The following is a 22,540-nucleotide window of genomic DNA, read 5'->3' on the forward strand; positions in this document are numbered from 1 at the left end:
TCCTTCAAGCTCCCCGACGGCACCGTGCACCTCCCCGAGGGCGCAGCGATCCCCGAGGGCGGGGTCAAACTCCCCGACGGCAACGTCAAGTTCCCCGACGACGCCCCCCTCCTGCCCGAGAACACCACCAAGCTCCCCACCCACACCGACGTCCCCGTCCAGTACTTCGACCACGACGGCAACCTCCTCGACGAACACGGCGACATCGTCCAGAAGATCGAGGACGCGCCCAAGGAGGGCTCCCCCACCGTCCCGCACACCGACGGCACGGACCCCAACACCCTGCACACCGACACCGCGGACCCCACCACCCCGCACACCCCGGACAGGGAACCGGCCCTGGTCGGCGCCGGCGCCCACACCGCGGACAACGTCGCCCACGTCGGCGCGAACGCGGGCGACAACGTCCTCCACGTCGGCAGCGACCTCGGCGACACCGGCCGCCTCACCGACGACCTGCCCACCACCCACAACCCCGCCGACAACCTCCCCGGCGGCCACGCCGGAGACCACCTCCCCGGCGGAAACGCCGACGACCTCGGTCGCGGCCCCTCCGCCAGCCATGAACCGCCCAGCACCCACCCCGTCGGCCACAACGACGGTCCCAGCGCCCACCCCGACGACGGCGGACACGGCAGCGGCGGCGGACACCAGGACCCGCCCGGCGGCAGCGGACACGGCGGCCACACCGACGGACCCGGCAACCACAACGACGGTCCTGGCGGGCACGACGACGGCCCAGGCGGGCACGGTGACGGCGGCGACGGACCCGGCAGCGGCGGCGACCACACCCCTGACGACTCCGGCGGCCACGGCGACGGACCCGGTGCGCCCGAGGAGCACGTCAACAGCCTCGACCACCCGCCGTCGGAACCGTTGTCCACGGTCCGGCCGGACGGCGCGCGCTACATCGACGAGCCCACCCCGCACGCGGGACGGGTCTACGACGAGATCCGGGCCACCCCCGACTCGGTGGACATTCCGGCGATCTCCGGGAACACCGGCATCGACCCGTCCGTGTTGCAGCGGGTCAAGACGCACCTGTTCCGCACCGAGCACGTGGTCGTCGCGGAGAAGGGCGTGGCCAGGGAAGGGCTCTTCACCCCGCGCGACGACATCGGCGATCTCTGGCAGACGGCCGGGCAGCGTAGCCTGGAGCCGCACGAGGCGCTCAAACTCCAGCGCCTCGTGGCGCATGAGTACATGGAAAGTCACCTCATGGAGGCAGGGCTCCCCTACGTGTTCGACCGCCCGCAGTCGTGGGAGGTCGACATGGTGAACGGTGTCGCCGACGGCCACTACCGTGCCTGGCCCGACAGTTGGGCGGACGCGGGGGCCCACGAGCTCACGGTGAGTGAGCGCAGGGGCGGGTTCGCCCAGTGGGAGGGGCTGGGGCTCGATGCGCCGAAGATCGAGCTGGCGACCGACCTCTCGAACATCGACGAGGTGATGGAGGCTGCCTTCCAGGAGCTCCGTTCGAAGGGACTGGACCTGTAATGACCGATGGATCGACGCTCGCCCTGCTGGAGAGGCTGCGTGCGGCCGACTGGTCCGGCGACTGGGATCACGCCTTCGAGCACGCGCAGTCCCGCCGTCTGCTGATGCATGAGTACCTCAGACGGGCCGCGCTGTGGGCCCAGGCGTACGGCGCCGAGGCCGAATGGCCCTTCTTCGACGTCACGCAGTACGTCGACAAGGACTTCCAGCTCCCGCCGGAGCTTGCCGCGGAGCTCGACGCGTGCCTCAAGAAGGTCGCGTACGGCGCCCGGAAGACCTGCGGGGCCGCAGTACGGTTCGCGGCACTCCACGCGCGGGGCGACATCGCGCTGCCCGACCTGCCCGACCTCTACGAGCCGCTGGTCCTCTTCTACGAGCGGGGGGGCGAGTTCCTTCAGGACGGGGCCGGGCTCCTCGACCTGACCGGCGTGTCCATCAGGCCCCGCAAGCTTCAGAACCACCTCGCGGACCTGCCCTTCCTCACGTTCGACGGGCGCACGCTGGACGCCCTGGACGCCGAGGGCCGGATCACCTACCACGTGGCGGCCGACCGTTCGGGGCCCGTCCTGCGCCGGCGTCTGTTCAAGGCGGAACAGCATGACGAGGTGTTCACGCCGGAGCTGCGCTGGGAGCCGACAGACCGGCTCCGGCTCGCCGACGAGAAGGGGACCGACGCCGTCCACGTGCAGATCGGTGACATCGAGGCGGCGGAGCTCGTCCAGGCGACCGTCCGGGGTGCCTCGGGCTCCTGACACGTCGTGGCCGGGGGCTCCCTCCCGGGAGTGGAGCCCCCGGAATGGCGAAACGGGGCCCGGTCGACTGACCGGACCCCCCTCGCTTTCCCCCACCGTCAGGGCTTCCCGATCCCCCCAGATCCCTCCCCGGAAGCACCCGACTCCACATACGACTCGGCTGGGTGCCGAACGGTTGCACGCCTTGACGATCTCTTTGCCTTGGGGGCAAAGCGGCTCGTCAGCAGGCGTGCTCGGCGTACCGCGCCGCGACCTCCGCGAGGACTTCCGCGCCGTCGCGGGCCCAGAGGTCCTCGTTGAAGATCTCCACCTCGACCGGGCCGTCGAAGCCGGTGGCCTCGACCAGGGTGCGGAAGGCGCGGAAGTCCACCGATCCGTCGCCGAGCTGGCCGCGGCCGACCAGGACGCCGGCCGGGAGCGGGGTGATCCAGTCGGCCAGCTGGAAGGAGTGGATGCGGCCGCCCGCGCCCGCGCGGGCGATCTGTGCGGGCGCCTGGTCGTCCCACCAGATGTGGTACGTGTCGACGACCACCCCGACCTGGTCGGCGGGGAAGCGTTCCGCGATGTCCAGGGCCTGGGAGAGCGTGGAGACCACGCAGCGGTCCGAGGCGAACATCGGGTGCAGCGGTTCGATGGCGAGGCGTACGCCGCGTTCGGCCGCGTAGGGAGCCAGTAGGCCCAGCGCGTCCGCGATGCGTTCACGGGCGCCGTACAGGTCCTTGCCGCCCTCGGGGAGGCCGCCGGAGACCAGGACCAGGGTGTCGGTGGACAGGGCCGCCGCCTCGTCGATCGCGGCGCGGTTGTCGTCCAGGGCGCGGGCCCGTTCCGCCGGGTCCGGGGCGGTGAGGAAGCCGCCGCGGCAGAGGCTGGTGACGGAGAGGCCGGAGTCGGACATGAGCCGGGCGGTGCGCTCGATGCCGTACGACTGGACGGGGGCCCGCCACAGGCCGACCTTGTCGATGCCCGCCTTGACGCAGCCCTCGGCCAGTTCGGGCAGCGACCACTGCTTGATGGTCTCCTGGTTGACGGAGAGACGGCCGTCGCTCATCGGGTGCCTCCGTTGACCGCGAGGAGGGTACGCATGCGGGACTCGGCCAGTTCCGGGTCCGGGAACAGGCCCAGGCGGTCGGCGAGTTCGTACGCCTTCGCCAGGTGCGGCAGCGAGCGCGCGGACTGCAGGCCGCCGACCATGGTGAAGTGGTCCTGGTGGCCGGCCAGCCAGGCCAGGAACACCACACCCGTCTTGTAGAAGCGGGTGGGCCCCTGGAAGAGGTGCCGGGACAGTTCGACCGTGGGGTCGAGGAGGTCGCGGAAGCCCTGGGTGTCACCCGTGTCGAGGACCCGTACCGCGTGGGCGGCCAGCGGGCCCAGCGGGTCGAAGATGCCGAGCAGGGCGTGGCTGAAGCCCCGGTCGTCGCCCGCGATCAGCTCGGGGTAGTTGAAGTCGTCGCCGGTGTAGCAGCGCACCCCGCCCGGGAGGCGGCGGCGGACGTCGATCTCGCGCTCGGCGTCCAGGAGCGAGATCTTGATGCCGTCGACCTTGTCCGGGTGTTCGGCGATGACCTTCAGGAAGGTGTCGGTGGCGGCGTCGAGGTCCGAGGAGCCCCAGTAGCCGTCCAGCGCGGGGTCGAACATCGGGCCCAGCCAGTGCAGGACGACCGGTTCCGATGCCTGGCGCAGCAGATGGGCGTAGGTCTCCAGGTAGTCCTCGGGCCCCTTCGCCGCCGCGGCGAGCGCGCGGGAGGCCATCAGGATGGCCTGGGCGCCGCTCTCCTCGACGAGGGCGAGCTGCTCCTCGTACGCGGAGCGCACCTCGGCGAGGGTGGCGGGGCCGGTGAGCTGGTCGGTGCCGACGCCGCAGGCGATGCGGCCTCCGACCGCCTTCGCCTCGGCGGCGGAGCGGCGGATCAGTTCGGCCGCTCCGGCCCAGTCCAGGCCCATGCCGCGCTGGGCGGTGTCCATCGCCTCGGCGACGCCCAGGCCGTGCGACCAGAGGTGGCGGCGGAAGGCGAGGGTGGCGTCCCAGTCGACGGCGGCCGGCGAGTCGGGGCTGATGTCGGCGTACGGGTCGGCGACGACATGGGCGGCGGAGAAGACCGTGCGCGAGGCGAGCGGGCCGGTGCCGGGGGCCAGGTCGAGCGGGGTGGTGCGGGGTTCGTACGGACCCTGCGGGAGGTGGATGGTCACTCAGATCAGCTCCGGTGTGCCGTGCTCGGGATGCGTCTTCACAGCGACAGCTCCGGGACGTCGAGGCGGCGGCCCTCGGCGTGGGACTTCAGGCCCAGCTCGGCGAGCTGCACTCCGCGGGCACCGGCCATCAGGTCCCAGGTGTAGGGCTCGTCGAGGACGATGTGACGCAGGAAGAGCTCCCACTGGGCCTTGAAGCCGTTGTCGAAGACCGCGTTGTCGGGGACTTCCTGCCACTGGTCGCGGAACGGCTCGGTGACCGGGAGGTCGGGGTTCCAGACCGGCTTGGGGGTGGCCGAGCGGTGCTGGACGCGGCAGTTGCGCAGGCCCGCGACGGCGGAGCCGTGGGTTCCGTCGACCTGGAACTCGACGAGCTCGTCGCGGTTGACACGGACCGTCCAGGAGGAGTTGATCTGCGCGACCGCGCCGCTCGCCAGCTGGAAGATGCCGTACGCGGAGTCGTCGGCGGTGGCGGCGTACGGCTTGCCCTGCTCGTCCCAGCGCTGCGGGATGTGCGTCTGGACGTGCGCCTGGACGGTGGAGACCGGGCCGAACAGCTCGTGGAGCACGTACTCCCAGTGCGGGAACATGTCGACGACGATGCCGCCGCCGTCCTCCGCGCGGTAGTTCCACGACGGGCGCTGGGCCTCCTGCCAGTCGCCCTCGAAGACCCAGTAGCCGAACTCGCCGCGCACGGAGAGGATCTCGCCGAAGAAGCCGCCGTCGATGAGGCGCTTCAGCTTCAGCAGGCCCGGCAGGAAGATCTTGTCCTGGACGACGCCGTGCTTGATGCCCGCGTCGCGGGCGATGCGGGCCAGCTCCAGGGCGCCCTCGACGTCCGTGGCGGTGGGCTTCTCGGTGTAGATGTGCTTGCCCGCCGCGATGGCCTTCTTGATCGCCTCGACGCGGGCCGAGGTGACCTGGGCGTCGAAGTAGATGTCGATGGTGTCGTCGGCGAGGACCGCGTCGAGGTCGGTCGACCATTCGGTCAGGCCGTGCTTCGCGGCCAGCTCCTCCAGGGCGTGGGCGCGGCGGCCGACCAGCACCGGCTCGGGCCACAGCACGTCCCCGTCGCCGAGGTCGAGGCCGCCCTGCTCGCGGATCGCGAGGATCGAGCGCACCAGGTGCTGCCGGTACCCCATGCGACCCGTGACGCCGTTCATGGCGATGCGCACTGTCCTGCGTGTCACGAAACTTCCTCCATACAGCCGTAGCAAGCGCTTTCTATCCGGGATGACGCTAGCCTGCCGACAGCGGCCCGGACAAGAGGGCCCGGCCCAAAACCCTCGGAGGAAAGCGATGACAGTCACCCTGGCGGATGTGGCGGCTCGCGCCCGGGTGTCGCCGGCCACCGTCTCCCGCGTGCTGAACGGCAACTACCCGGTGGCCGCGTCCACCCGCGAGCGGGTGCTGCGTGCGGTGGACGACCTGGACTATGTGCTCAACGGGCCGGCGAGTTCGCTCGCGGCGGCCACGTCCGACCTGGTCGGCATCCTGGTCAACGACATCGCGGACCCGTTCTTCGGGATCATGGCGGGCGCGGCACAGACGGAGATCGGCGGGCCCGGGGACGGCTCGGGCCGGGCGGGCGGCGAGAAGCTGGCCGTCGTCTGCAACACCGGCGGCTCCCCCGAGCGCGAACTCACCTATCTCACCCTGCTCCAGCGCCAGCGCGCCGCGGCCGTCGTGCTGACCGGCGGCGCCGTGGAGGACCCGGCGCACCAGGCCGCGGTCTCCGCCAAGCTGGCCAAGCTCGCGGACGCGGGCACCCGGGTGGTGCTGTGCGGGCGGCCCCCGCTGCCGGACGGCGAGGCGGTCGTGGCCGCGCTCGCCTTCGACAACCGGGGCGGCGGGCGCCGCCTCACCGAGCACCTGCTCTCGCTCGGCCACCGGCGGATCGGCTATGTCGCGGGCCCGCTGGAGCGGACGACGACCCGCCACCGGCTGGAGGGCCACCGCGAGGCGATGCGGGCGGCGGGGCTCGTCGGCGACGAGGAACGCCTCACCGTGCACGGGCCCTACGACCGCCGCTCCGGCTACGACGCCACGCTCGAACTCCTGCGCCGCGAACCGGAGGTGACGGCGGTCGTCGCCGCCAACGACACGGTGGCGCTGGGCGCGAGCGCGGCGATCCGGGACCGCGGTCTGCGCATCCCCGAGGACATCTCGGTGGCGGGCTTCGACGATCTGCCGTTCTCCGTGGACGCGGTCCCGGCGCTGACGACCGTACGGCTGCCGCTCTTCGAGGCGGGCGCGCGGGCGGGCCGTCTGGCGATGGGCAAGGAGACACCGCCGCCCGGGGGGATCGCGACGATCGCGGCGGAGCTGATGGTGCGGGGGTCGACGGCACCGCCGCGGGGGCGGTAGGCGCGGGTGTCGCGGGGGCCCGGGTGCGGCCGCTCCGGGCCCCCGGTTCCGGCCTCCGGTCTCCGGCCGGGGGGCGCGGCGGGACCGTTCCGGGGCCCGTTCGGGCCGCGGGCAGAAAGATGGGGGCGTTGCCCCCATGCCCCGCGCGGGCGTCGCCGGAAGTATGGGGTGCGGCGGACCGGTGGTGCCGGCGCCGGACCGAGGAGGTGCGATGACGGAGATCCATGCGGGCGGCGGCGAACGGCTGGACGTCCCTTCCGCGTCACGTCCGGCCGCGGCAGCGGGTTCCTCCGCCGATACGGTCGGCCTGCTGGAGGCCGAGCGGCCGACGGCGTACGGGACCTCCTGGGCCGACGGCTCGTGGTGGCGGCCGGCGCTGACCGGTGACGCGTCACCCGAACTCGCCCCGGACTGGGCGGTGTTCGTCCAGGACGCGCTGTCCGCCGCACCCGAGCGGGCGGTGCTCGACGGCCGGGAGCACCTGCCGGGGCTGCGCGGATTCGAACGCCTCCTCGCCCCGTTCACCGCCTGCGCGGCACAACGGATGCGGGACGGTCTGCCGCCGCTGCTGAACCGGTGCGTCGATCTGGACGCCGTACGCGCGGACTTCGAGCGCCATCTGTCCCGGCGGCTCGCGCGGCTCGCCGCCCGGACCCTGGTCCTGGAGCTGCACACGGCGCGGCAGGCCGGGCGGCTGGCCGGGCGCGGTCCCGAGGACCGGTTCGCCGACTTCCTGCGCAGGACCGGCGCCCGGTCCGGACTGACCGCGCTGTGCGCCACGTACCCCGTGCTGGCCCGGATCCTGGCACGTGCCGCGCTCGACGCCGCCGCCGCGCTGGCCGAGATGCTGGTCCGGTTCGCCGCCGACCGGCCGGCGCTGCCGGGTGTCCGCGCCTCCCGGGGCGAAGAGGCCGGGAACGGCCGGCTGATGGCGGTCGAGCCCGGTGCCGGGGACGGCCACCGCGGCGGGCGGACCGTGATGCTGCTCCGGTTCGAGGACGGTGCCCGGCTGGTCTACAAGCCGCGTCCGCTCGCCGCGCACCGGCACTTCAACGAACTGGTCCAGTGGTTCAACACGCAGCCCGGCACCCCTGGACTCCGTACGCTCGCCCTGCTGGACCGGGGCCCGTACGGCTGGGTGGAGTTCGTCGCCGAACGGCCCTGCCGCTCGGCCCGTCAGGTCGAGGCCTTCTACCGGCGCCAGGGCGCGCTGCTGGCCCTGCTGCACACGCTGGACGGCACCGACCTGCACCACGAGAACCTGATCGCGGACGGCGAGTACCCGGTACTCGTCGACGTCGAGACGCTGTTCCACCCGCCGCTGCCCGCCGCGGATTCGGACGATCCGGCGGCCCGCGCCCTGCACGACTCGGTGCACCGGGTGGGGCTGCTGCCGCAGCTGCTCGTCGGGGACGAGAGCGCGCTCGACATGTCCGGGATCGGCGGCGGGCAGGCGGCCGACTCCCCGGTGCGCAGCGTCGACTGGGCCGACGCGGGGACCGACCGGATGCGGCTGGTGCGCCGGACGGCCCGGATCGGCGGTTCGGCGAACCGGCCCCGGCTGACCGGAACGCCCGCCGACCCGTCCGCCTTCACCCGCGCGCTGTGCGCCGGCTTCCGCGCCGGATACACCGCGATCAAGGAGGCCCGCGCCGAACTCCTGTGCACCGGAGGGCTGCTGGACCGGTTCGCGCACGACGAGGTGCGGGTGGTGGCGCGGCCCACCTGGATCTACGCCTCGCTCCTGGACGAGTCCACGCACCCGGACCTGATGAAGGACGCCGCCGAACGGCACGAGGTGCTCGCGCTGCTGGGCACCGACACCCTGGGGTCCGCCGCGCTGCCCGGCCTCCTCGACGAGGAGATCGCCCAGCTCTGGTCGGGCGACGTGCCCCTGTTCACCGCCCTGCCCGACCGCACCGGTCTGTGGAGCGGGACCGGCCGGCTGCTGTCCGGCACGCTCGCCCGGACGGGGCTGTCCCTGGTCCGGGCGAAGCTGGCGGCCATGGACACGGTGGACCGGCAGGACCAGGAACGCATCATCCGCGCCGCGATGGTGACCACCTCGCGCGAGCCCGCCCACGAGTCCCGGCCCGGCCCGCGCCGGATCCGTACGGCCGCGACCGCGCCGGAGCCGGAGCAACTGCTCGCGGCGGCCCGGTCGGTCGGCGACGAGCTGGTGTCCCAGGCCTACTCCGGGCCCACCCGGCTGAACTGGATCGGCCTGGAGCTGCTCGACGAACGCTACTGGCGGCTGGGGCCGATGGCCGCCGACCTGGCGGGCGGATACACCGGTACGGCGTGCTTCCTCGCCCAGCTCGCCGCGCTCACCGGGGCGGACCGGTACGCCACGGCCGCCCGGGACGCGCTGGCGCCGCTGGCCGGGCTGCTGGACACTCTGCACGCGCGCCCGGACGATCTGGGCCCGGTGGGCTCGGGTGCGTTCGCCGGGCTCGGCGGGATCGCGTACGCACTGGCCCAGGTCGCGGACACGCTGGACGATCCGCGCCTCGGCCGACTGGTGGTACCGGCACTGCGGTTGACCGGTGCGGCGGCCGTCGCCGAGAGCGAGTACGGGGTGCGCGGAGGCACGGCCGGCGGGCTGGCCGCCCTGCTCGCCGGGTACCGGGCCACGGGACGGGCCGACGTGTGGCGGGCGGCGGAACGCTCCGCCCGGCTGCTGCGCGCGGCACCGCTGCCGGGCGCACCGGGGTTCGCCGACGGCTCCGCCGGGATCGGCTGGGCACTGCTGCGCTTCGCCGAGGCGGGCGGCGGTGAGCCGTACCGTGCCTCGGGGCTCGCCGCGCTGCGGGCCGCGACCGACGCCGTGGACTGCGACATCTCCTGGTGCCGGGGCCGGACGGGCGTGGCGCTGGCCGTGCTGGACAGCCCGGCGGCGCAGGCCGACCCGCTGCTGTCCGCCTGGGCGCGCGAGGCGGCGGCGGACATCGCGGGGGCCGAACCGCCGCCGGACGACAGCCTGTGCCACGGCGAGCTCGGTGTCCTCGAACTGCTGCGCCGGGGCGAGCCGTCGAGTGCCCGCGCCCGGTGGCTGGAGCGGGCCGGAGCACTGCTCGCGGCGGCCGACCGGGCGAAGCCGCGCTGCGGAACACCCGGCCAGGTACCGCATCCGGGGCTGCTGACCGGGCTCGCGGGCATCGGGCACGGGCTGCTGCGGGCCGGGTTCCCCGACCGGGTGCCCTCGGTGCTGCTGCTCGCCGGTCCCACCGTGCCGGTCGCGCCCAACTGAGCCCGTTCCTGCCCCGCACCACAGCCCCGTACCGCCGCACCACTCACGTACCACCCGCACCACAGCTCCGTACCGCCGCACCACTCACGTACCACCCGCACCACAGCTCCGTACCGCCGCACCACTCACGTACCACCGCGTCGTACCCGTCCCAACGCACCGCTCGCACAACGACCACCTCCCACGAGAAGAGGCAGACCATGCAGACCACCGAAGCTTCCGCCTTCTGCGCCCGCGAGTTCGACGACGTCGCCGACGAGCACCCCGTCGGCCGGATCGCCCTGGGTGCGGGCGGCAGACTCGGCTTGCGCAGCAGAATCCTCGGCGCCGTGGACGGCAACCCCGACACCTCGGACCTGCCGTGGACCACCATGACCTGGGTCTGAGTCAATTCCGTCCCGTATCAAGGGATTTGACGCCATGACCGGTGGGTAGTGGCTCAAGTAGCCTGCGTCCATGCGTGCCACTTCGTCGGTGATTGTCGGGCGTGTCGCTGAGACCGGCCTGCTGAGCAACGCCCTGGACACCGCCTCGCGGCGTTCGGGGCGTGCGGTCTTCTTCGTCGGGGACGCGGGCATCGGCAAATCACGGCTGGCCGGTGAGTGCGCCTACCGGGCGTACGGGCGAGGCATGCCGGTGCTGCGCGGCAGGGCCACGTCGACCGGGCTCGTGGTGCCGTTCCGCCCGCTGATCGAGGCGCTGTCCTCACGGTTCCGGGCGGCCGGGACGCCCAGCGACCCGGAGCTGGACCCGTACCGTCCGGCACTGGCCCGGCTGGTGCCGGAGTGGCGCCAGGGTTCCGCCCCCGGCTATCCGGAGACGGTGGTCGAGCTGGCCGAGGCGCTGCTGCGGCTGCTGTCGGTGCTCGGCCAGGAGCACGGCTGCGTGATCCTGCTGGAGGACCTGCACGACTCCGACACCGAGACGATCGCGGTGGTGGAGTACGTCGTCGACAACGTGGCCGACCTGCCGGTGCTGCTGCTGGGGACGTTGCGCCCGGAGCCCGGTGCCGCACTCGACCTGGTGCGCTCGGCGGAACGGCGGCAGGTCGCCACCGTGCGCGAGCTGGCACCGCTCGGTGATGCGGACGTACGGGAGATGACCGCCTCCTGTCTGGAGGCCGCCCCGGACGAGGTGCCGCGGGCCACCCACGAACGGCTGGCCGTCCGCGCGGGCGGCAACCCGTACCTGGTCGAGGTGCTGCTCGCCGATCTGCTCGACTCCGGCCAGCTGCGCCGGGCCGGCGACCGGTGGGAGGAGCACGCCAACCCGGACGCGTCGGTGCCGACCGGGGTGGTGCGCAGTTGGTCGCGGCGGCTGGACCGGTTCGACGAACCGGTGCGTGAGCTGCTGCTGTGCGCGGCCACGCTGGGCAGCCGCTTCTCGGTCACCGTGCTCCAGACCGTCACCGGCTTCGACGACCGCACGCTCTTCAGCCATCTGCGCTCCGCCGTGGAGGCGAACATCATCGCCCCCGACGGGGCGGACCCCGACCGCTACACCTTCCGGCACGCGCTGACCGCCGAGGCCCTGGTGGCCTCGCTGGCACCGGCGGAGCGCGCCGCGACGGCCCGCCGCGCGGCGCTCTCCCTCGCCGCCATCGAGCACGAACTCGGTGACGAACAGCGCCAGTTGATGGCGACGCTGCAACTGGCCGGAGGCGATCGGCACGGCGCCGCCCGCCAGTTCGCCGGCGTCGGCCGCCGGATGCTGGCCGCGGGCGCGTCCGGTTCCGCCGTCATCCTGCTGGAACGGGCCCGCTCGCTCGCCCACGAGAGCGATCTGCGGGGCATCACGGAGTCGCTCGCCGTCGCCCACGCCGAGGCCGGTGAGCTCGACACGGCCCTGGCGCTGACCGCGGAACTCCCTCCGGTGCCGCCGCGCTCCGACGCCTCCGAACAGCGCGGCGAGACCCATATCCGGATCGCCTGGGCGGCCGTGATGGCGGAGCGGGTGGACGAGGCGGCCGGGCAGATCCGGACCGCGCGGGGCATGCTCGGCACGGCCGTCGGCCCCGAACTGGAGGCGGCGCTCGACGTGGTGGACGGCCATCTGGCCCTGCTGCCCGGTCATGCGGACCACGGGCAGCAGGAGCGCGCGCAGGACGCCGCGCGCCGGGCGGCCGCCATCGCGGAGGAACGCAGTCTTCCGGTGGTCGCCTGCCAGGCCTGGCAGTTGCTGGCGCTGCTCTCGCGGGAGCGCGGCTTCGACGAGGCCGACGCGTGCCTGGAACGGATGCTCGCGGTCTCCGAGCAGCACGCCCTGCCGGTGTGGCGGGTGGAGGCGCTGGTCCGGCTCGGCGCCAACACGTTCATGCGCACCGGTGACCCGGCCCGGCTGGAGACGGCCCGGACCGCCGCCCAGTCCCTGGGCGCGCTGGTGCCGACCCAGACCGTGGACGGGCTGCTCGCCATGAACGCGGTGATGCGGGGCGAGTGGGACGGGGCGCACGAGATCATCGAGCGGTCGGTGGCCGCCAGCGCCCGGGTCCGCAACCTGGGGGCGCACCGCTATCTGCTGCTGGCCTCGGCGACGCTCGCCGCGCACCGGGGCCGAAGACGGGACCTGGACCGGGCCATGGCCCGGTTCCGCCGGGCGGGCGGCGAGGAGTCCTTGCTCGTCCCGCTGCAACTGGGGCTCTGCCGGGCGTTCGCGGCGCTGCTGGAGGAGGACCGCGCGGGCGCGCTGGCCGACCTGGACGCCTCGCTGGCCTGGGAGCTCGAACACCCCAGTTTCTTCTACCTGAGCGGGCGTTACGGTCTGCGTCCGCTGCTGCGGACACTGGACGGACGGGGCGGCCGGGCGGAGCTGGAAGCGATCCTGGAGAGCCCCGGCGCGGACCTGGCCTGGAACCAGCTGTTCCTGCGCCTGGCCGACGGCGTACTGCACGGCCGGGCAGGCGACGCGGACCGGGCCGCCCGGGCGGTCGGGGCGGCCCTCGGCGACGCCGCCGCCTTTCCGCTCGCCCGCCATCTGGGGCTGCGGCTGGTCGCCGACGCGGCCCTCGCCGAGGGGTGGGGCGAGCCCGTGGGCTGGCTGCGGGCGTCGGAGGAGTACTTCTACGGGGCGGGCATCCAGCCGGTCGCCGCCGCGTGCCGGGCCGCGCTGCGGCAGGCGGGGGCCAGCGTCGGGCAGCACCGGGGCGGCTGGGACCGCATCCCGGCCCCGCTGCGGACGAGCGGGGTGACACCGCGCGAGTACGAGGTCTTCGTGCTGCTGGCGGAGCGGCCGGGCAACCAGCAGATCGCCCGGCGGCTGTCCATCTCGCCGCGCACGGTGGAGAAGCACATGGCGAGCCTGCTGAGCAAGACGGGGCGCGCGGACCGCGCGGCGCTCTGCGAGTTCTCCGCCGAGTGCGCGGCCGAACGCGACTAGCCCTTGGACGCGGGCGGCTGACTCGGGGGGATCGCCTGGACGCGGGGCGAGCGCTTTGACACGGGGCCGAGTGCGACGGCCGGGTGCCGGGCCCGACGGGGCTCCCCCGGCCCCGCGCCGTCTCCCCCGTCCCTGCGCCGTCTCCCCCGTCCCTGCGCCGTCTCCGCCGGGTACGGATGACGGGTACCCGGGCCCAACATGGGGGCGCTCGGCGGATTTGGTCGGGTCCCGGTACGGAACATGCGGGTCCGGCACCGATGTGGGGGCCGCTGCCTCCGGCGGACGATCCAGGGGTGCGACCGGCAGCCCGCCACTCCCGTCCCCCGGTTCTTCGGAGGCCCGTCCATGACCCGACCCCCCACCCGCTCCCCGTCGCCCGGTGCGCTGAACCTCTCGGTCCTCGGCCCGCTCACCGGGCAGCTGGACGGACGGCCACTGCTCCTCGGGCCGCGCAAGCAGCGGCTGGTCCTGGCCATGCTGCTCAGCCGGCCGGGCACACCGGTCCCGGTGGACGTGCTCACCGACGCGGTGTGGCCGGACGCGCCGCCGCGCACGGCGCGCAAGAACCTCCAGGTGTACATCAGTTCCGCGCGTACGCTGCTCGGCGCACGGTGTCCCGAGGGCCCGGACGGCGGTGGCGGGGAGCGGCTGGTGCACTCCTGCGGCGGCTATCTGCTGCGGGTCGGCGAGGACGAGCTGGACTCGCTGCGCTTCCGGTCACTGGCCGCGGCCGGCCGCCGGGCCGCCGACGACGGCGATCCGCGCGCCGCCGCCGGTCTGCTGCGCCGGGCGCTGGACCTGTGGCAGGGGCCGCCGCTGCACGATCTGCGCGACTCGCCGGAGGTGGCCGCGGAGGCGGAGCGGCTGGAGGCGCGGTGCCTGACCGTGCACGAGGACTGGGCCGAGACGGAGATCGCGCTGGGGCGGGCGCCCGCCGTGGTGGACGGACTGCGGGACCTCGCCGAACGGCATCCGTCACGCGAACGCATCCGGGCGGCGTGGATGGACGCACTGCACCGGACCGGCCGCCGGGCCGAGGCGCTCGCGGTGTACGACGACTACCGCCAGCTGCTGGCACGGGAGTTGGGGCTGGAACCGGGGGCGGCCATCGCCGCCCGGCACCGCGCGATGCTGACCGGCCGGGACACCGCGGCCCGGCCGGGGAACACCGCTCCGGCGCGCCGGGCCCCCGCGCTGCGGGCGGTACTGCCCACCGAGGTACCCGATTTCACCGGCCGGGGCGAGCAACTGCGCGAGCTGCTGGACGTTCTGGGCACGGAGAGCGGCCGGGTCGTGGCGGTCACCGGAGCCGCCGGTACCGGGAAGACGGCACTCGCGGTGCGGGCGGCCCATCTGCTGGCGGACCGGTTCCCGGACGGCCGGATCCGCATCCGGGTCCGCGACGGACAGGGGGCGGTGCGCCCCGCCGCGGCGCTCGTCGGCGAGCTGGCCCGGCTGACCGGCGGTCCGGATCCGGCGGAACCGATGACGGACACCGAGCACTGGCGGCACTGGCTGGCCGCGCACCGCGCGCTGGTCGTGCTCGACGACGTACCGGACGAGGCGGCCGTGCGGGCCCTGCTGCCGGGAACCGGGGACAGCTCGTTCGTCCTGACCGCGCGCGGCCAGCTGGCCGGACTGGCGCCGGTGCACCGGATCGCGCTGCCGCCGCTGGCCCCGGCCGAGGCGCTGGCGCTGCTGGGCCGGCTGATCGGGCCGGGGCGGGTGGGGCTGGACCGGGCCGCCGCGCTGCGCATGGCCGACGCCTGCGGGCTGCTTCCGCTGGCGGTGCGGGTGAGCGGGATGCGGCTGGCGGTGCTGCGCCATCTGCCGCTGGCCGAGTACGCGGAACGGCTGGCCGATCCGGCCGGGGCGCTGGACGAGCTGGTGGCCGGTGACATCTCGGTGCGCGCCCGGCTGGCCTCCGGCTGGCAGGACCTGTCGCCCGGGAGCGGGCAGGCGCTGACCCTGCTGGCCCGCGCGGTCGGGGAAGGCCCGTTCACCCTGCCGGATGCGATGGCGGCGCTCGGCTGCGGTGAGCGGCAGGCGCTGCGGACGGTGGAGTCGCTCATAGACGCCGGGGCGGTGTCCTCCCCCAGCGGCGAGGTCACCGCGCACTGCGTGCTGTACGAACTGCCGCGCCTGACGGGCCTGTACGCCCGCGAGCGCTGCGCCGCCCCGGAGCCCGCCCCGGAGCCCGCCCCGGAGCCCGCCCCGGAGCCGGCCGGGGCCCACCGCCCGTAGCCCGCCGGACGGGCCGCGGGCGGCGGCCTCCCGTCATCCCAGCGTCAGCACGTCCAGCAGGTCGGGCCGTTCGTCCGGTGCGGCGAGCACGGTGTGCAGGCCGAGCAGCACCCCGGCCGCGCCGGTCGCGAGATCGGCGGAGAACCGGCGCAGCCGGGCGCCCGGCACCAGCAGGCGGTCCTGTTCGGCGACCAGATGCCAGGAGAGGTTCCGCACCGAGTCCAGCACCGCGGGTCCCGGCGTGCCGCCGGAGAGCTGGTGGGCGGTGGCCACCAGTCCGCTGCGGCCCCTGAAGAGCCCCGGTTCGCGGATGAACTCCAGGACGCATCCCTGCCCGATGCCGGGCAGCAGCGCGGCGAGCGCCGGGTCCTCCCGGTGAGCCAGGTAGCGCTGCGCGACCAGGGCCACGCCGCCGCTGCCCTGGTCCAGGTAGAGCAGATGGCGCTTCCCGTCCTTCACCTGCACGCTGCCGCCCGGCATGGTCACGCAGTGGCCGGCCTCCCGGGCGAGCGCCGCCCCGGCGGCGTCGAGCAGCCACTCCTCGCCGGTGTGCGCGTGCAGTTCGAGGTGGAGCAGCGCGGCCCCGCAGAGCCCGCTCAGCAGACCCGCCGAGTGCGGGGCGGACGGGCCGTCGGCGGTGGCCCCGTCGCGGACCAGCGAGTCGAGTTCCCAGGCGGTCCGCAGGGCACGGTCCAGGAGTTCCCCGTCGGGTGCGCCGGCGCCGCCGGTGGCGAACCGCAGGGCCGCCAGCGCCGTTCCCGCCGTACCGGTGAACAGGTCGGCCGACGAGGAGGCGGGGGCCCGCAGAGCCCGGTCGAGGAGTTCGCGGCCCTCCTCTCGCCGGCCGAGCCTGGCCAGGACCAGCGCGACACCGGGCAGCCCGTCGAAGAGCCCGCCGGGGGCGTCCGGGTCGCGGCGCAGTGCCGTACGCGCCAGCCAGTCGACGTACTCGCCGGGGACCGGGGCGCCGACGCGGTGCAGGGCGTACAGCACCCCGGCGGCACCGTGCGCGGCGCAGACGCCTCCGGTGGTGAAGCCCGCCGGGTCGCCGGGGAAGAGCCGGTCGGTGCGGTCCGGCGCGGCCCCGGCGTGGATGCCCGCGAGGAGCCCTTCGCGGATGCCGGGCCAGTCCGGTTCCGGGCCGCGCAGCAGCGCGTCCACCGTCGCCTCGCCGCTGTCCGCCGGCAGTCCGCGGGAGAGCGCGGCGGGGCGGGGCGGGCCCGCGTCGGGGCCCAGACCGTACCGGGTGCGGGCCCAGCGTTCGATGGTGAGGGCCTTGCCCCGGTCGTGGTCGGTGACCTCCATCAGCGGCATCAGGATGTGCAGCCAGATCGCCCAGAGCGCGTAGTCGTCCGCCTCGACGCCCTTGGTGCCGTACGGGGCCTGGAGGCCCGGGGCACCCGCCAGGGGGGTGTCCTGGTCGTCGAGGCCGGTGGCGTACTCGAAATCGATCAGGACCACACGGCCGTCGGGGCGGATGATGACGTTGGCGGGGTGCACGTCCGCGAACCGCAGTCCGCGGGCGTGGATGCGGTCGAGGGCGCGGGCGATCCCGTCCGTGACGGACTGCGCCCAGCGGGAGTAGGCGTCGAGTTCGGCGGGGGTGCGTTCGCCGCGCACCAGCGGGAAGCGCTCCACGATCTCGTCGAACAGGGTGGTGCCCTCGATGTACTCCTCGATCAGGAAGTGGTGTTCCCAGACCGTGCGGACGCCGTACACCTCGGGCACGCAGTCGAGTCCGGCGAGCCGGGTCAGGGCCCGGTGCTCACGGTGCAGCCGGGTGACGGCGTCGTCCCCGGCGGGGTCGAGTCCGCAGTACGGCCGGGCCTCGCGCAGCACCACCCGCTGCTTGGTGGTGCGGTGCTCGGCCAGGTAGATGCCGCCCGCGTTGGAGAACTGGAGCGCCTCGGTGACCACGTAGGGGAAGCCGTCGTCGCGGGCGGCGGCACGGGCGGCCAGATGGGGGCGCAACGGTTCGGGGACGGTGACCCACTCCGGTATCCGGAAGACCACGCCCCGGGTGTCGGGGACGAGTCCGCCGGACGGGTGGCGCATCGCGCGGACCCGTTCCCCGTCGGCGTCCCGGCACCAGAGTTCGACGAACGCGCCGTAGCGGACGTGCACGGGAGCGTTCCCGATCCGCAGGTCGCTGAGGATGTACGGTCCGCTGCGCCCCTCCAGGGCCTCGCCCAGGGCGTCGAGCAGTTTCAGGAGCGCGGGCTCGTCCTCGGGGTAGAGGGTGATGAACTTCCCCGCGCCGGACCGGTTCATGTACTTCGCCGACATCAGCCGCAGGGCACGGGCGCTGCGCAGGAACTTGAAGGCCACGCCCTGTTCCAGGCAGATCCGGGCGGTGTCGGCGAGGGTGCGCCCGGCCTCCTCCGGGACGGTGGAGACGTGGATCTTCCAGCCCTGTTCGGGGAGCCGGGCGGATTCGGGGTGCAGCGCGCTCCACAGGCCGCCGGTGCCGCGCCGCCAGCCGGCGGGCGGTTCGGCGCGGTCGAGCGGGTAGCGGGTGTCCTCGTCGGGCAGCCGGTCCGGGGTCTCGTAGTAGCGGCGGTCGGCGAGGCAGTACAGCTGGGTCTCCTGGATGCCGGGCACGGCATACCTCCGGGTGGCTCGTGGTCAGGGGCGGGGGCTGCCGGCCCCGGTGCGGTCCGCGGGGGTCTCGGCCGTGGCCGGTGCGGGCGGTGCGTCCGGTACGGGGCGTGCGTCCGCGGCCTCCGCCGGCTCCGGGTCGGACGGGGCGGCCGGTGCGTCGGGTCCGGGCGGCGCCGCGCCCGGCCGGGCGGACGGGGCGAACGTGACGACGGCGGCGGACACCGCGAGGACCCCGGCGATCGCCCCGAACGTCGTCCGGCTGCCGAAGGCGGTGAGGAGCGCGCCCCCGGCCAGCGGCCCGAACGGCTGGACCAGGGAGGAGAGGAACCCGGCGGCGCTCTGCACCCTGCCCACCCGGTCGCCGGGGGTGACGGCCAGCAGGGTCGAGAGGAAGCCGATGCTGGCCACGGTGGACAGACACATGCAGGCGGCGCAGAGCAGCCCGGCGAACAACGGGACCCGGACCCAGGCCATCGCGAGGGCGCTCACCACGCAGAACCAGCAGGTGGCGGCGATCAGCGCCCAGGTGTGGCGTTCGGGGCGCAGCCGGGGTGCGAGGAGCGCGCCGCTGAGGGCCCCGACCGAGATGAAGGTGACGACGGTGCCGCCGCCGAGCCCGGACCTTCCGCCACCCGAGAAGACGGTCAGCGCGGTGAACGTCAGGGCGCCGAAGGCGAAGTTCATGCCGAGCCCGAAGACCAGGAGCACGGTCCGCAGATAGGGCAGCCGCCACAGGAACGAGAGCCCGGCGGTCAACTCGGCCTTGCTGAAAGCCGATCCGGCCTCGCTCTCGGACCTGGACCGGGTGCGTACCAGGGCCACGCAGACCGTGGACAGCAGCAGCCCGATGGCCTCGGCGAGAAACGGCAGGACCGGGTGCAGACCGAACAGGGCGCCCCCGACCATCGGCCCCACCAGCCGCGCGGTGGCGGTACGGGCCTGGAGGCGGGCGGTGGCGGTCCCCATGTCCTCGGCGGGCACGACGCTCCTCATCAGCCCGAACGCGGCGGGCCCGTAGAGGCTGCCGATGACGGCGCCCGCGCCCGCGACCAGCAGTACCAGGACCAGCGGCACGTGTCCGGTCCACACCGCCACGACGAGGGCGCCGACGACACAGAAACTGCCCAGGTCGCACAGGCGCATGAGTCTGCGGCGCTCCACCCGGTCGGCCATCACGCCGCCGGGGAGCATGGTGATCAGGACCGCGGTGACGGACACCGTGCCGATCGCGCCGGCCTGCACGGCCGATCCGGTCTCGCGGAGCACGAGGAGCGGCAGGGCCAGTGCGGTCATCTGGGTGCCGAGAACGGCGAACAGGCCGCTCATCCAGAGCAGTCGGAAGTCCCGGTTGTTTCGTAGCGAGGCGGCCATCGTCGGCTCCCGGTCGGTGATGCGGGGACAGGGCCCGGCCGGTGGCCCGGCGAGGGCGACGGCCCGGCAGGGGGGTGGGGCCCGGTGAACGCGGGGGCCCGGCCCGGAGAATCGAGGCGGGGCGGTCTCCGTGTCACGGAGCCGCCCCGTTTCGGCCGGCCGGGGCGCCACTGGGGAAGGTTCCTCCCCCGGGTGGCGCCGCGGCCCGGTGATCAGCCCTTACTGCTCCGACAGGATGAGGCTCACGGTGCTGACGCAGCTGCCGTCGACCTCGCGCTCGTGGACGCCCGCGGTCTCCTGCAGGTCCAGAACGGAGCTGTGCGCCTCGACCTCGGGGGTCTCGTTGTCGTCGCCGGCGGGCTTGGTGTTCTCGGCCATGGTGGTCTCCATCCACTCGTATGACTCTGCGGTCCCCGGTCGTTCCGGGGCGTGCCCCGGTTCTTCCGGTAGCGGCCGGCGGGTGCCTGCCGCTGACCAGAAAGCTAGGAGCCCCGGCCTGGCGAACGGCTCGACGGCGGTATGGCGGCGGTATCACGGCAGTTCACCGGGGATGGGCGGGGGCGGGCGGGCGGCCGGCGGGGCCCGGGGCGGGCCGGCGGACGCCGTCCGGCCTGCGGCCATACCGGCCCCGAACCGGTTCCGGACCGCCGGCGAACCGCCCGGCGGGACGCTGTGTCCGCGCACGCGGCCGCGCGCCGCGCCCCTACGCCCGAAGGAGACGGCCGGATGGAACTCGCCGAACTCATCGGACTGCGGCCGGACCCGGCCGGTGGAGTGCTGGTCACCCTCACCCGCCGCTGTCCGCTGCGCTGCACCCACTGCTCCACCGGCTCCGGACCACAGGTGCGGGAGGAGCCGGAGGCGGACGCGCTGGAGCGGTTCGTCTCCTCGTTCACCGCCGCCGACCGGCCCGAGGTGATGATGCTGACCGGGGGCGAACCCCTGCTCCGGCCGGGCCTGGTGGCCTCGCTCGCCCGCTCCGCGCGGGCCGCCGGAACCCGGACCGCGCTGCTCAGCGGCATGTTCTTCGCCCGGTCCGGCGGACTCCCGGAACCGGTGCGGCGTGCGGTGCGCGGGCTCGACCACTTCTCCGCCAGCCTCGACCTGCCGCACGAGCGGGAGGTGCCCCGGGCCGCGGTGTTCCGCGCGGTGCGCGAGATCCGCGAGCTGGGGGTGGCGGTCAGCTTCCATCTCACCGGGACCGGGGAGGACGACGGCTATCTCGCGGACGTCACCGCGGACATCGGCCGGACCTTCGGCGGTACGGTGCCGTCCCTGGTCAACGAGGTGCGGCCGTTCGGCCGGGCGGCGTCCTGGGCGCGCCCGGCCCGGACCGTGCCGGACGGCGGGGGCGCGCTGCCGTGCGCGATGGCCGCCTGGCCGGTGGTCGTCTTCGACGGCACGGTCGTGGCCTGCTGCAACCAGGACACCGTGGACCGCCGCCCCGTACCGCCGCATCTGCGGCTCGGCCATGTGGCGGTGGACGACTGGTCCGCGGTACGGGCGCGGACGCTCGGTTCGCCGCTGCTGCGTCTCGTCCGCACGGTCGGCCCGGCCCATCTGCGGCAGCGCTGGTCACCCGGCACACCGGCCGGTTCCTACTGCGGGGACTGCCGACGGCTGGGCGCGCTGCCGGAGGTGGTCGCGGCGGCCGAGGAGCTGGCCTCGGGAGCCGCCGGCGCGCTGCTCGATCTGACCGCCGCCCGCCGGCAGCACGAGCAGGGGCCGGTGGCGCTGGTACGGCGCCACGGCTGCGCCGCGTACGCCGGTCTGGTGGCGGCCCCGGGCGGCGGGAACCCGCGTCCGGCGACGGAAGGCACCGGGTCGTGAACCCGGCCGCGGGGGCACCGGGACGTACCGGGGAAACGACCGCGGCGCCGTGCCCGGCACCGGCCGCCGGGCGGCCCGCCCGGGACGCCGCCGTGCGCGTCCCGGGGGCACACGGCGGCGGGCACGGGCCAAGGGCCTCCGAGCGGCTGCGGGCCAAACTCGCCTTCGCCGAACCGGCGTTGCGCGCCTCGTCGGCCGCGCTGTGGCGGCCCGAGGGGCTGCTGCCCCGCTACCGGGCGTACCTGTGCGCGATGCACACGGTCATCCGGGCCTCCGTGCCGCTGATGGAGCGTGCCGCCGAACGGGCCGGGCTGCTGGCCCGTCGCGGTGATCCGCTCGGGGCGCCGCTGGCCGCGTACCTGGACGAGCACATCCGGGAGGAGGCGGGGCACGACACCTGGCTGCTGGAGGACCTGACGGCGGCGGGCAGCGGGCCCCGGGCCGCGCTCGACCCGGTCCCCTCCCCGCTCGTCGCCTCCCTGGCGGGGGCCCAGTACTACTGGATCGAGCACCACCACCCGGTGGCGCTGCTCGGCTACATCGCGGTGCTGGAGGGGCACGCCCCGGCAGCCGGTCTCGCGCCCCGGCTGGCCCGCGCGACCGGGCTGCCCGCCCCGGCCTTCCGCACCGTGCACGAGCACGCGCGGCTCGACGACGGTCACGCCGGCGAACTGCACGCGCTGCTCGACCGGTTGCCGCTGTCGCGGGCCCAGGAGACGGCCGTCGCCGTCAGCGCCCTGCACACCACGGACGCGCTCACCCAGTTGTTCGTCCGGCTCGGGCGCACCGGACCGGCGCCGCCGGTGCGGGGAGCCGGGCGGTCCGACCCGAGGGAAGGCCAGACATGACCGAACCACCGGACCGGCTCGCCGTGCTGTACGGCGCCGGCTTCGCCGTCGATCTGCTCACCGATGAACAGCGCCAGGTGCTCGACGACCTCGCACCGGAGGAACTCGCCGTGCTGCTCGACATCAAGAGCCGGCTCGACGCCGTGGGGCCCGAGGTGCAGGCGCACGGCGAGATCGCGGGCGGCGCCCTCTTCTGAGGACGACCGCCCCGGGTGCCG

Annotated in this window: 15 protein-coding genes and 1 pseudogene; 10 read left to right on the forward strand and 6 right to left on the reverse strand. The window is 74.6% G+C overall.

Annotated elements, in window-relative coordinates:
* A pseudogene (locus AB0D53_RS19100) lies at positions 1-1,497 on the forward strand (hypothetical protein); the annotation flags it as partial.
* The gene (locus AB0D53_RS19105; RefSeq protein ID WP_362447703.1) at positions 1,497-2,249 is read left to right on the forward strand and encodes a hypothetical protein; all 753 of its coding nucleotides are present in this window, start codon (positions 1,497-1,499) and stop codon (positions 2,247-2,249) included. The pseudogene AB0D53_RS19100 and the gene AB0D53_RS19105, both read left to right, overlap by 1 nt.
* Before the next feature lie 220 nt (positions 2,250-2,469).
* Here the strand turns inward: AB0D53_RS19105 and AB0D53_RS19110 are convergent, their stop codons facing one another.
* Genes AB0D53_RS19110 through AB0D53_RS19120 form a run of 3 tightly spaced genes read right to left on the reverse strand, consistent with a single transcriptional unit; the run spans position 2,470 to position 5,626 of the window.
* Complete coding sequence (locus tag AB0D53_RS19110) at positions 2,470-3,297, reverse strand: sugar phosphate isomerase/epimerase family protein (protein ID WP_362447706.1); 828 nt, start codon at positions 3,295-3,297, stop codon at positions 2,470-2,472.
* Positions 3,294-4,436 carry a dihydrodipicolinate synthase family protein gene (locus AB0D53_RS19115; RefSeq protein ID WP_362447709.1) on the reverse strand — a complete coding sequence of 381 codons (1,143 nt, stop codon included), beginning with the start codon at positions 4,434-4,436 and terminating at the stop codon, positions 3,294-3,296. Before AB0D53_RS19115 ends, AB0D53_RS19110 begins: the two co-directional genes overlap by 4 nt.
* A gap of 38 nt (positions 4,437-4,474) precedes the next feature.
* Entirely contained in the window at positions 4,475-5,626 is a 1,152-nt protein-coding gene (locus tag AB0D53_RS19120; RefSeq protein ID WP_362447712.1) for a Gfo/Idh/MocA family oxidoreductase, read from the reverse strand.
* 109 nt (positions 5,627-5,735) lie between these two features.
* On the opposite strand from AB0D53_RS19120, the gene AB0D53_RS19125 reads away from it, so the two are divergent.
* The 5 genes from AB0D53_RS19125 (at position 5,736) to AB0D53_RS19145 (ending at position 15,672) form a co-directional block, all read left to right on the forward strand.
* The gene (locus tag AB0D53_RS19125) at positions 5,736-6,803 is read left to right on the forward strand and encodes a LacI family DNA-binding transcriptional regulator (protein ID WP_329814187.1); all 1,068 of its coding nucleotides are present in this window, start codon (positions 5,736-5,738) and stop codon (positions 6,801-6,803) included.
* Between the two features lie 211 nt (positions 6,804-7,014).
* The gene (locus tag AB0D53_RS19130) at positions 7,015-10,053 is read left to right on the forward strand and encodes a type 2 lanthipeptide synthetase LanM family protein (RefSeq protein WP_362447716.1); all 3,039 of its coding nucleotides are present in this window, start codon (positions 7,015-7,017) and stop codon (positions 10,051-10,053) included.
* A gap of 200 nt (positions 10,054-10,253) precedes the next feature.
* Positions 10,254-10,439, forward strand: a complete 186-nt coding sequence (locus AB0D53_RS19135) for a hypothetical protein (protein ID WP_362447719.1) — start codon at positions 10,254-10,256, stop codon at positions 10,437-10,439.
* 70 nt (positions 10,440-10,509) lie between these two features.
* Positions 10,510-13,428, forward strand: a complete 2,919-nt coding sequence (locus tag AB0D53_RS19140; RefSeq protein ID WP_362447722.1) for an AAA family ATPase — start codon at positions 10,510-10,512, stop codon at positions 13,426-13,428.
* Positions 13,429-13,773: 345 nt separating this feature from the next.
* Positions 13,774-15,672, forward strand: coding sequence for a transcriptional regulator (locus tag AB0D53_RS19145; RefSeq protein ID WP_362447725.1), 1,899 nt, complete (start codon positions 13,774-13,776; stop codon positions 15,670-15,672).
* A 33-nt stretch (positions 15,673-15,705) separates the two neighbouring features.
* On the opposite strand, the gene lanKC is transcribed toward AB0D53_RS19145, so the two are convergent.
* The 3 genes from lanKC to AB0D53_RS19160 form a co-directional block, all read right to left on the reverse strand.
* Positions 15,706-18,273 carry a class III lanthionine synthetase LanKC gene (lanKC, locus tag AB0D53_RS19150; RefSeq protein ID WP_362447728.1) on the reverse strand — a complete coding sequence of 856 codons (2,568 nt, stop codon included), beginning with the start codon at positions 18,271-18,273 and terminating at the stop codon, positions 15,706-15,708.
* A gap of 24 nt (positions 18,274-18,297) precedes the next feature.
* Positions 18,298-19,644: an MFS transporter gene (locus AB0D53_RS19155; RefSeq protein WP_362447731.1), complete on the reverse strand. Its 1,347-nt coding sequence runs from the start codon at positions 19,642-19,644 to the stop codon at positions 18,298-18,300.
* A 219-nt stretch (positions 19,645-19,863) separates the two neighbouring features.
* Positions 19,864-20,022, reverse strand: a complete 159-nt coding sequence (locus AB0D53_RS19160; RefSeq protein ID WP_362447734.1) for a hypothetical protein — start codon at positions 20,020-20,022, stop codon at positions 19,864-19,866.
* Between the two features lie 348 nt (positions 20,023-20,370).
* Here AB0D53_RS19160 and AB0D53_RS19165 point away from each other — a divergent pair, with 348 nt between their 5' ends.
* From AB0D53_RS19165 to AB0D53_RS19175, 3 genes are all read left to right on the forward strand, one after another.
* Positions 20,371-21,474 (forward strand): radical SAM protein, encoded by a 1,104-nt coding sequence (locus tag AB0D53_RS19165; protein WP_362447737.1) that lies wholly within the window; start codon positions 20,371-20,373, stop codon positions 21,472-21,474.
* 146 nt (positions 21,475-21,620) lie between these two features.
* Positions 21,621-22,322 carry an iron-containing redox enzyme family protein gene (locus tag AB0D53_RS19170; RefSeq protein WP_362448236.1) on the forward strand — a complete coding sequence of 234 codons (702 nt, stop codon included), beginning with the start codon at positions 21,621-21,623 and terminating at the stop codon, positions 22,320-22,322.
* On the forward strand, positions 22,319-22,519 hold the full coding sequence (locus AB0D53_RS19175) for an aroma-sacti cluster domain-containing protein (RefSeq protein ID WP_329814177.1): 201 nt from the start codon (positions 22,319-22,321) through the stop codon (positions 22,517-22,519). Before AB0D53_RS19170 ends, AB0D53_RS19175 begins: the two co-directional genes overlap by 4 nt.
* Positions 22,520-22,540 lie beyond the last annotated feature (21 nt).

Origin of the sequence: Streptomyces sp. NPDC048295 (genome assembly GCF_040652135.1) — a bacterium.
Taxonomy (GTDB): Bacteria; Actinomycetota; Actinomycetes; order Streptomycetales; family Streptomycetaceae; genus Streptomyces.

Bases quoted from the DNA above. Each gene is read 5' to 3' on its own strand.
- AB0D53_RS19105 (WP_362447703.1), top strand. From the start codon at position 1,497: ATGACCGATGGATCGACGCTCGCCCTGCTGGAGAGGCTGCGTGCGGCC.
- AB0D53_RS19110 (WP_362447706.1), bottom strand. From the start codon at position 3,297: ATGAGCGACGGCCGTCTCTCCGTCAACCAGGAGACCATCAAGCAGTGG.
- AB0D53_RS19125 (WP_329814187.1), top strand. From the start codon at position 5,736: ATGACAGTCACCCTGGCGGATGTGGCGGCTCGCGCCCGGGTGTCGCCG.
- AB0D53_RS19130 (WP_362447716.1), top strand. From the start codon at position 7,015: ATGACGGAGATCCATGCGGGCGGCGGCGAACGGCTGGACGTCCCTTCC.
- AB0D53_RS19135 (WP_362447719.1), top strand. From the start codon at position 10,254: ATGCAGACCACCGAAGCTTCCGCCTTCTGCGCCCGCGAGTTCGACGAC.
- AB0D53_RS19140 (WP_362447722.1), top strand. From the start codon at position 10,510: ATGCGTGCCACTTCGTCGGTGATTGTCGGGCGTGTCGCTGAGACCGGC.
- AB0D53_RS19145 (WP_362447725.1), top strand. From the start codon at position 13,774: ATGACCCGACCCCCCACCCGCTCCCCGTCGCCCGGTGCGCTGAACCTC.
- AB0D53_RS19155 (WP_362447731.1), bottom strand. From the start codon at position 19,644: ATGGCCGCCTCGCTACGAAACAACCGGGACTTCCGACTGCTCTGGATG.
- AB0D53_RS19160 (WP_362447734.1), bottom strand. From the start codon at position 20,022: ATGGCCGAGAACACCAAGCCCGCCGGCGACGACAACGAGACCCCCGAG.
- AB0D53_RS19165 (WP_362447737.1), top strand. From the start codon at position 20,371: ATGGAACTCGCCGAACTCATCGGACTGCGGCCGGACCCGGCCGGTGGA.
- AB0D53_RS19175 (WP_329814177.1), top strand. From the start codon at position 22,319: ATGACCGAACCACCGGACCGGCTCGCCGTGCTGTACGGCGCCGGCTTC.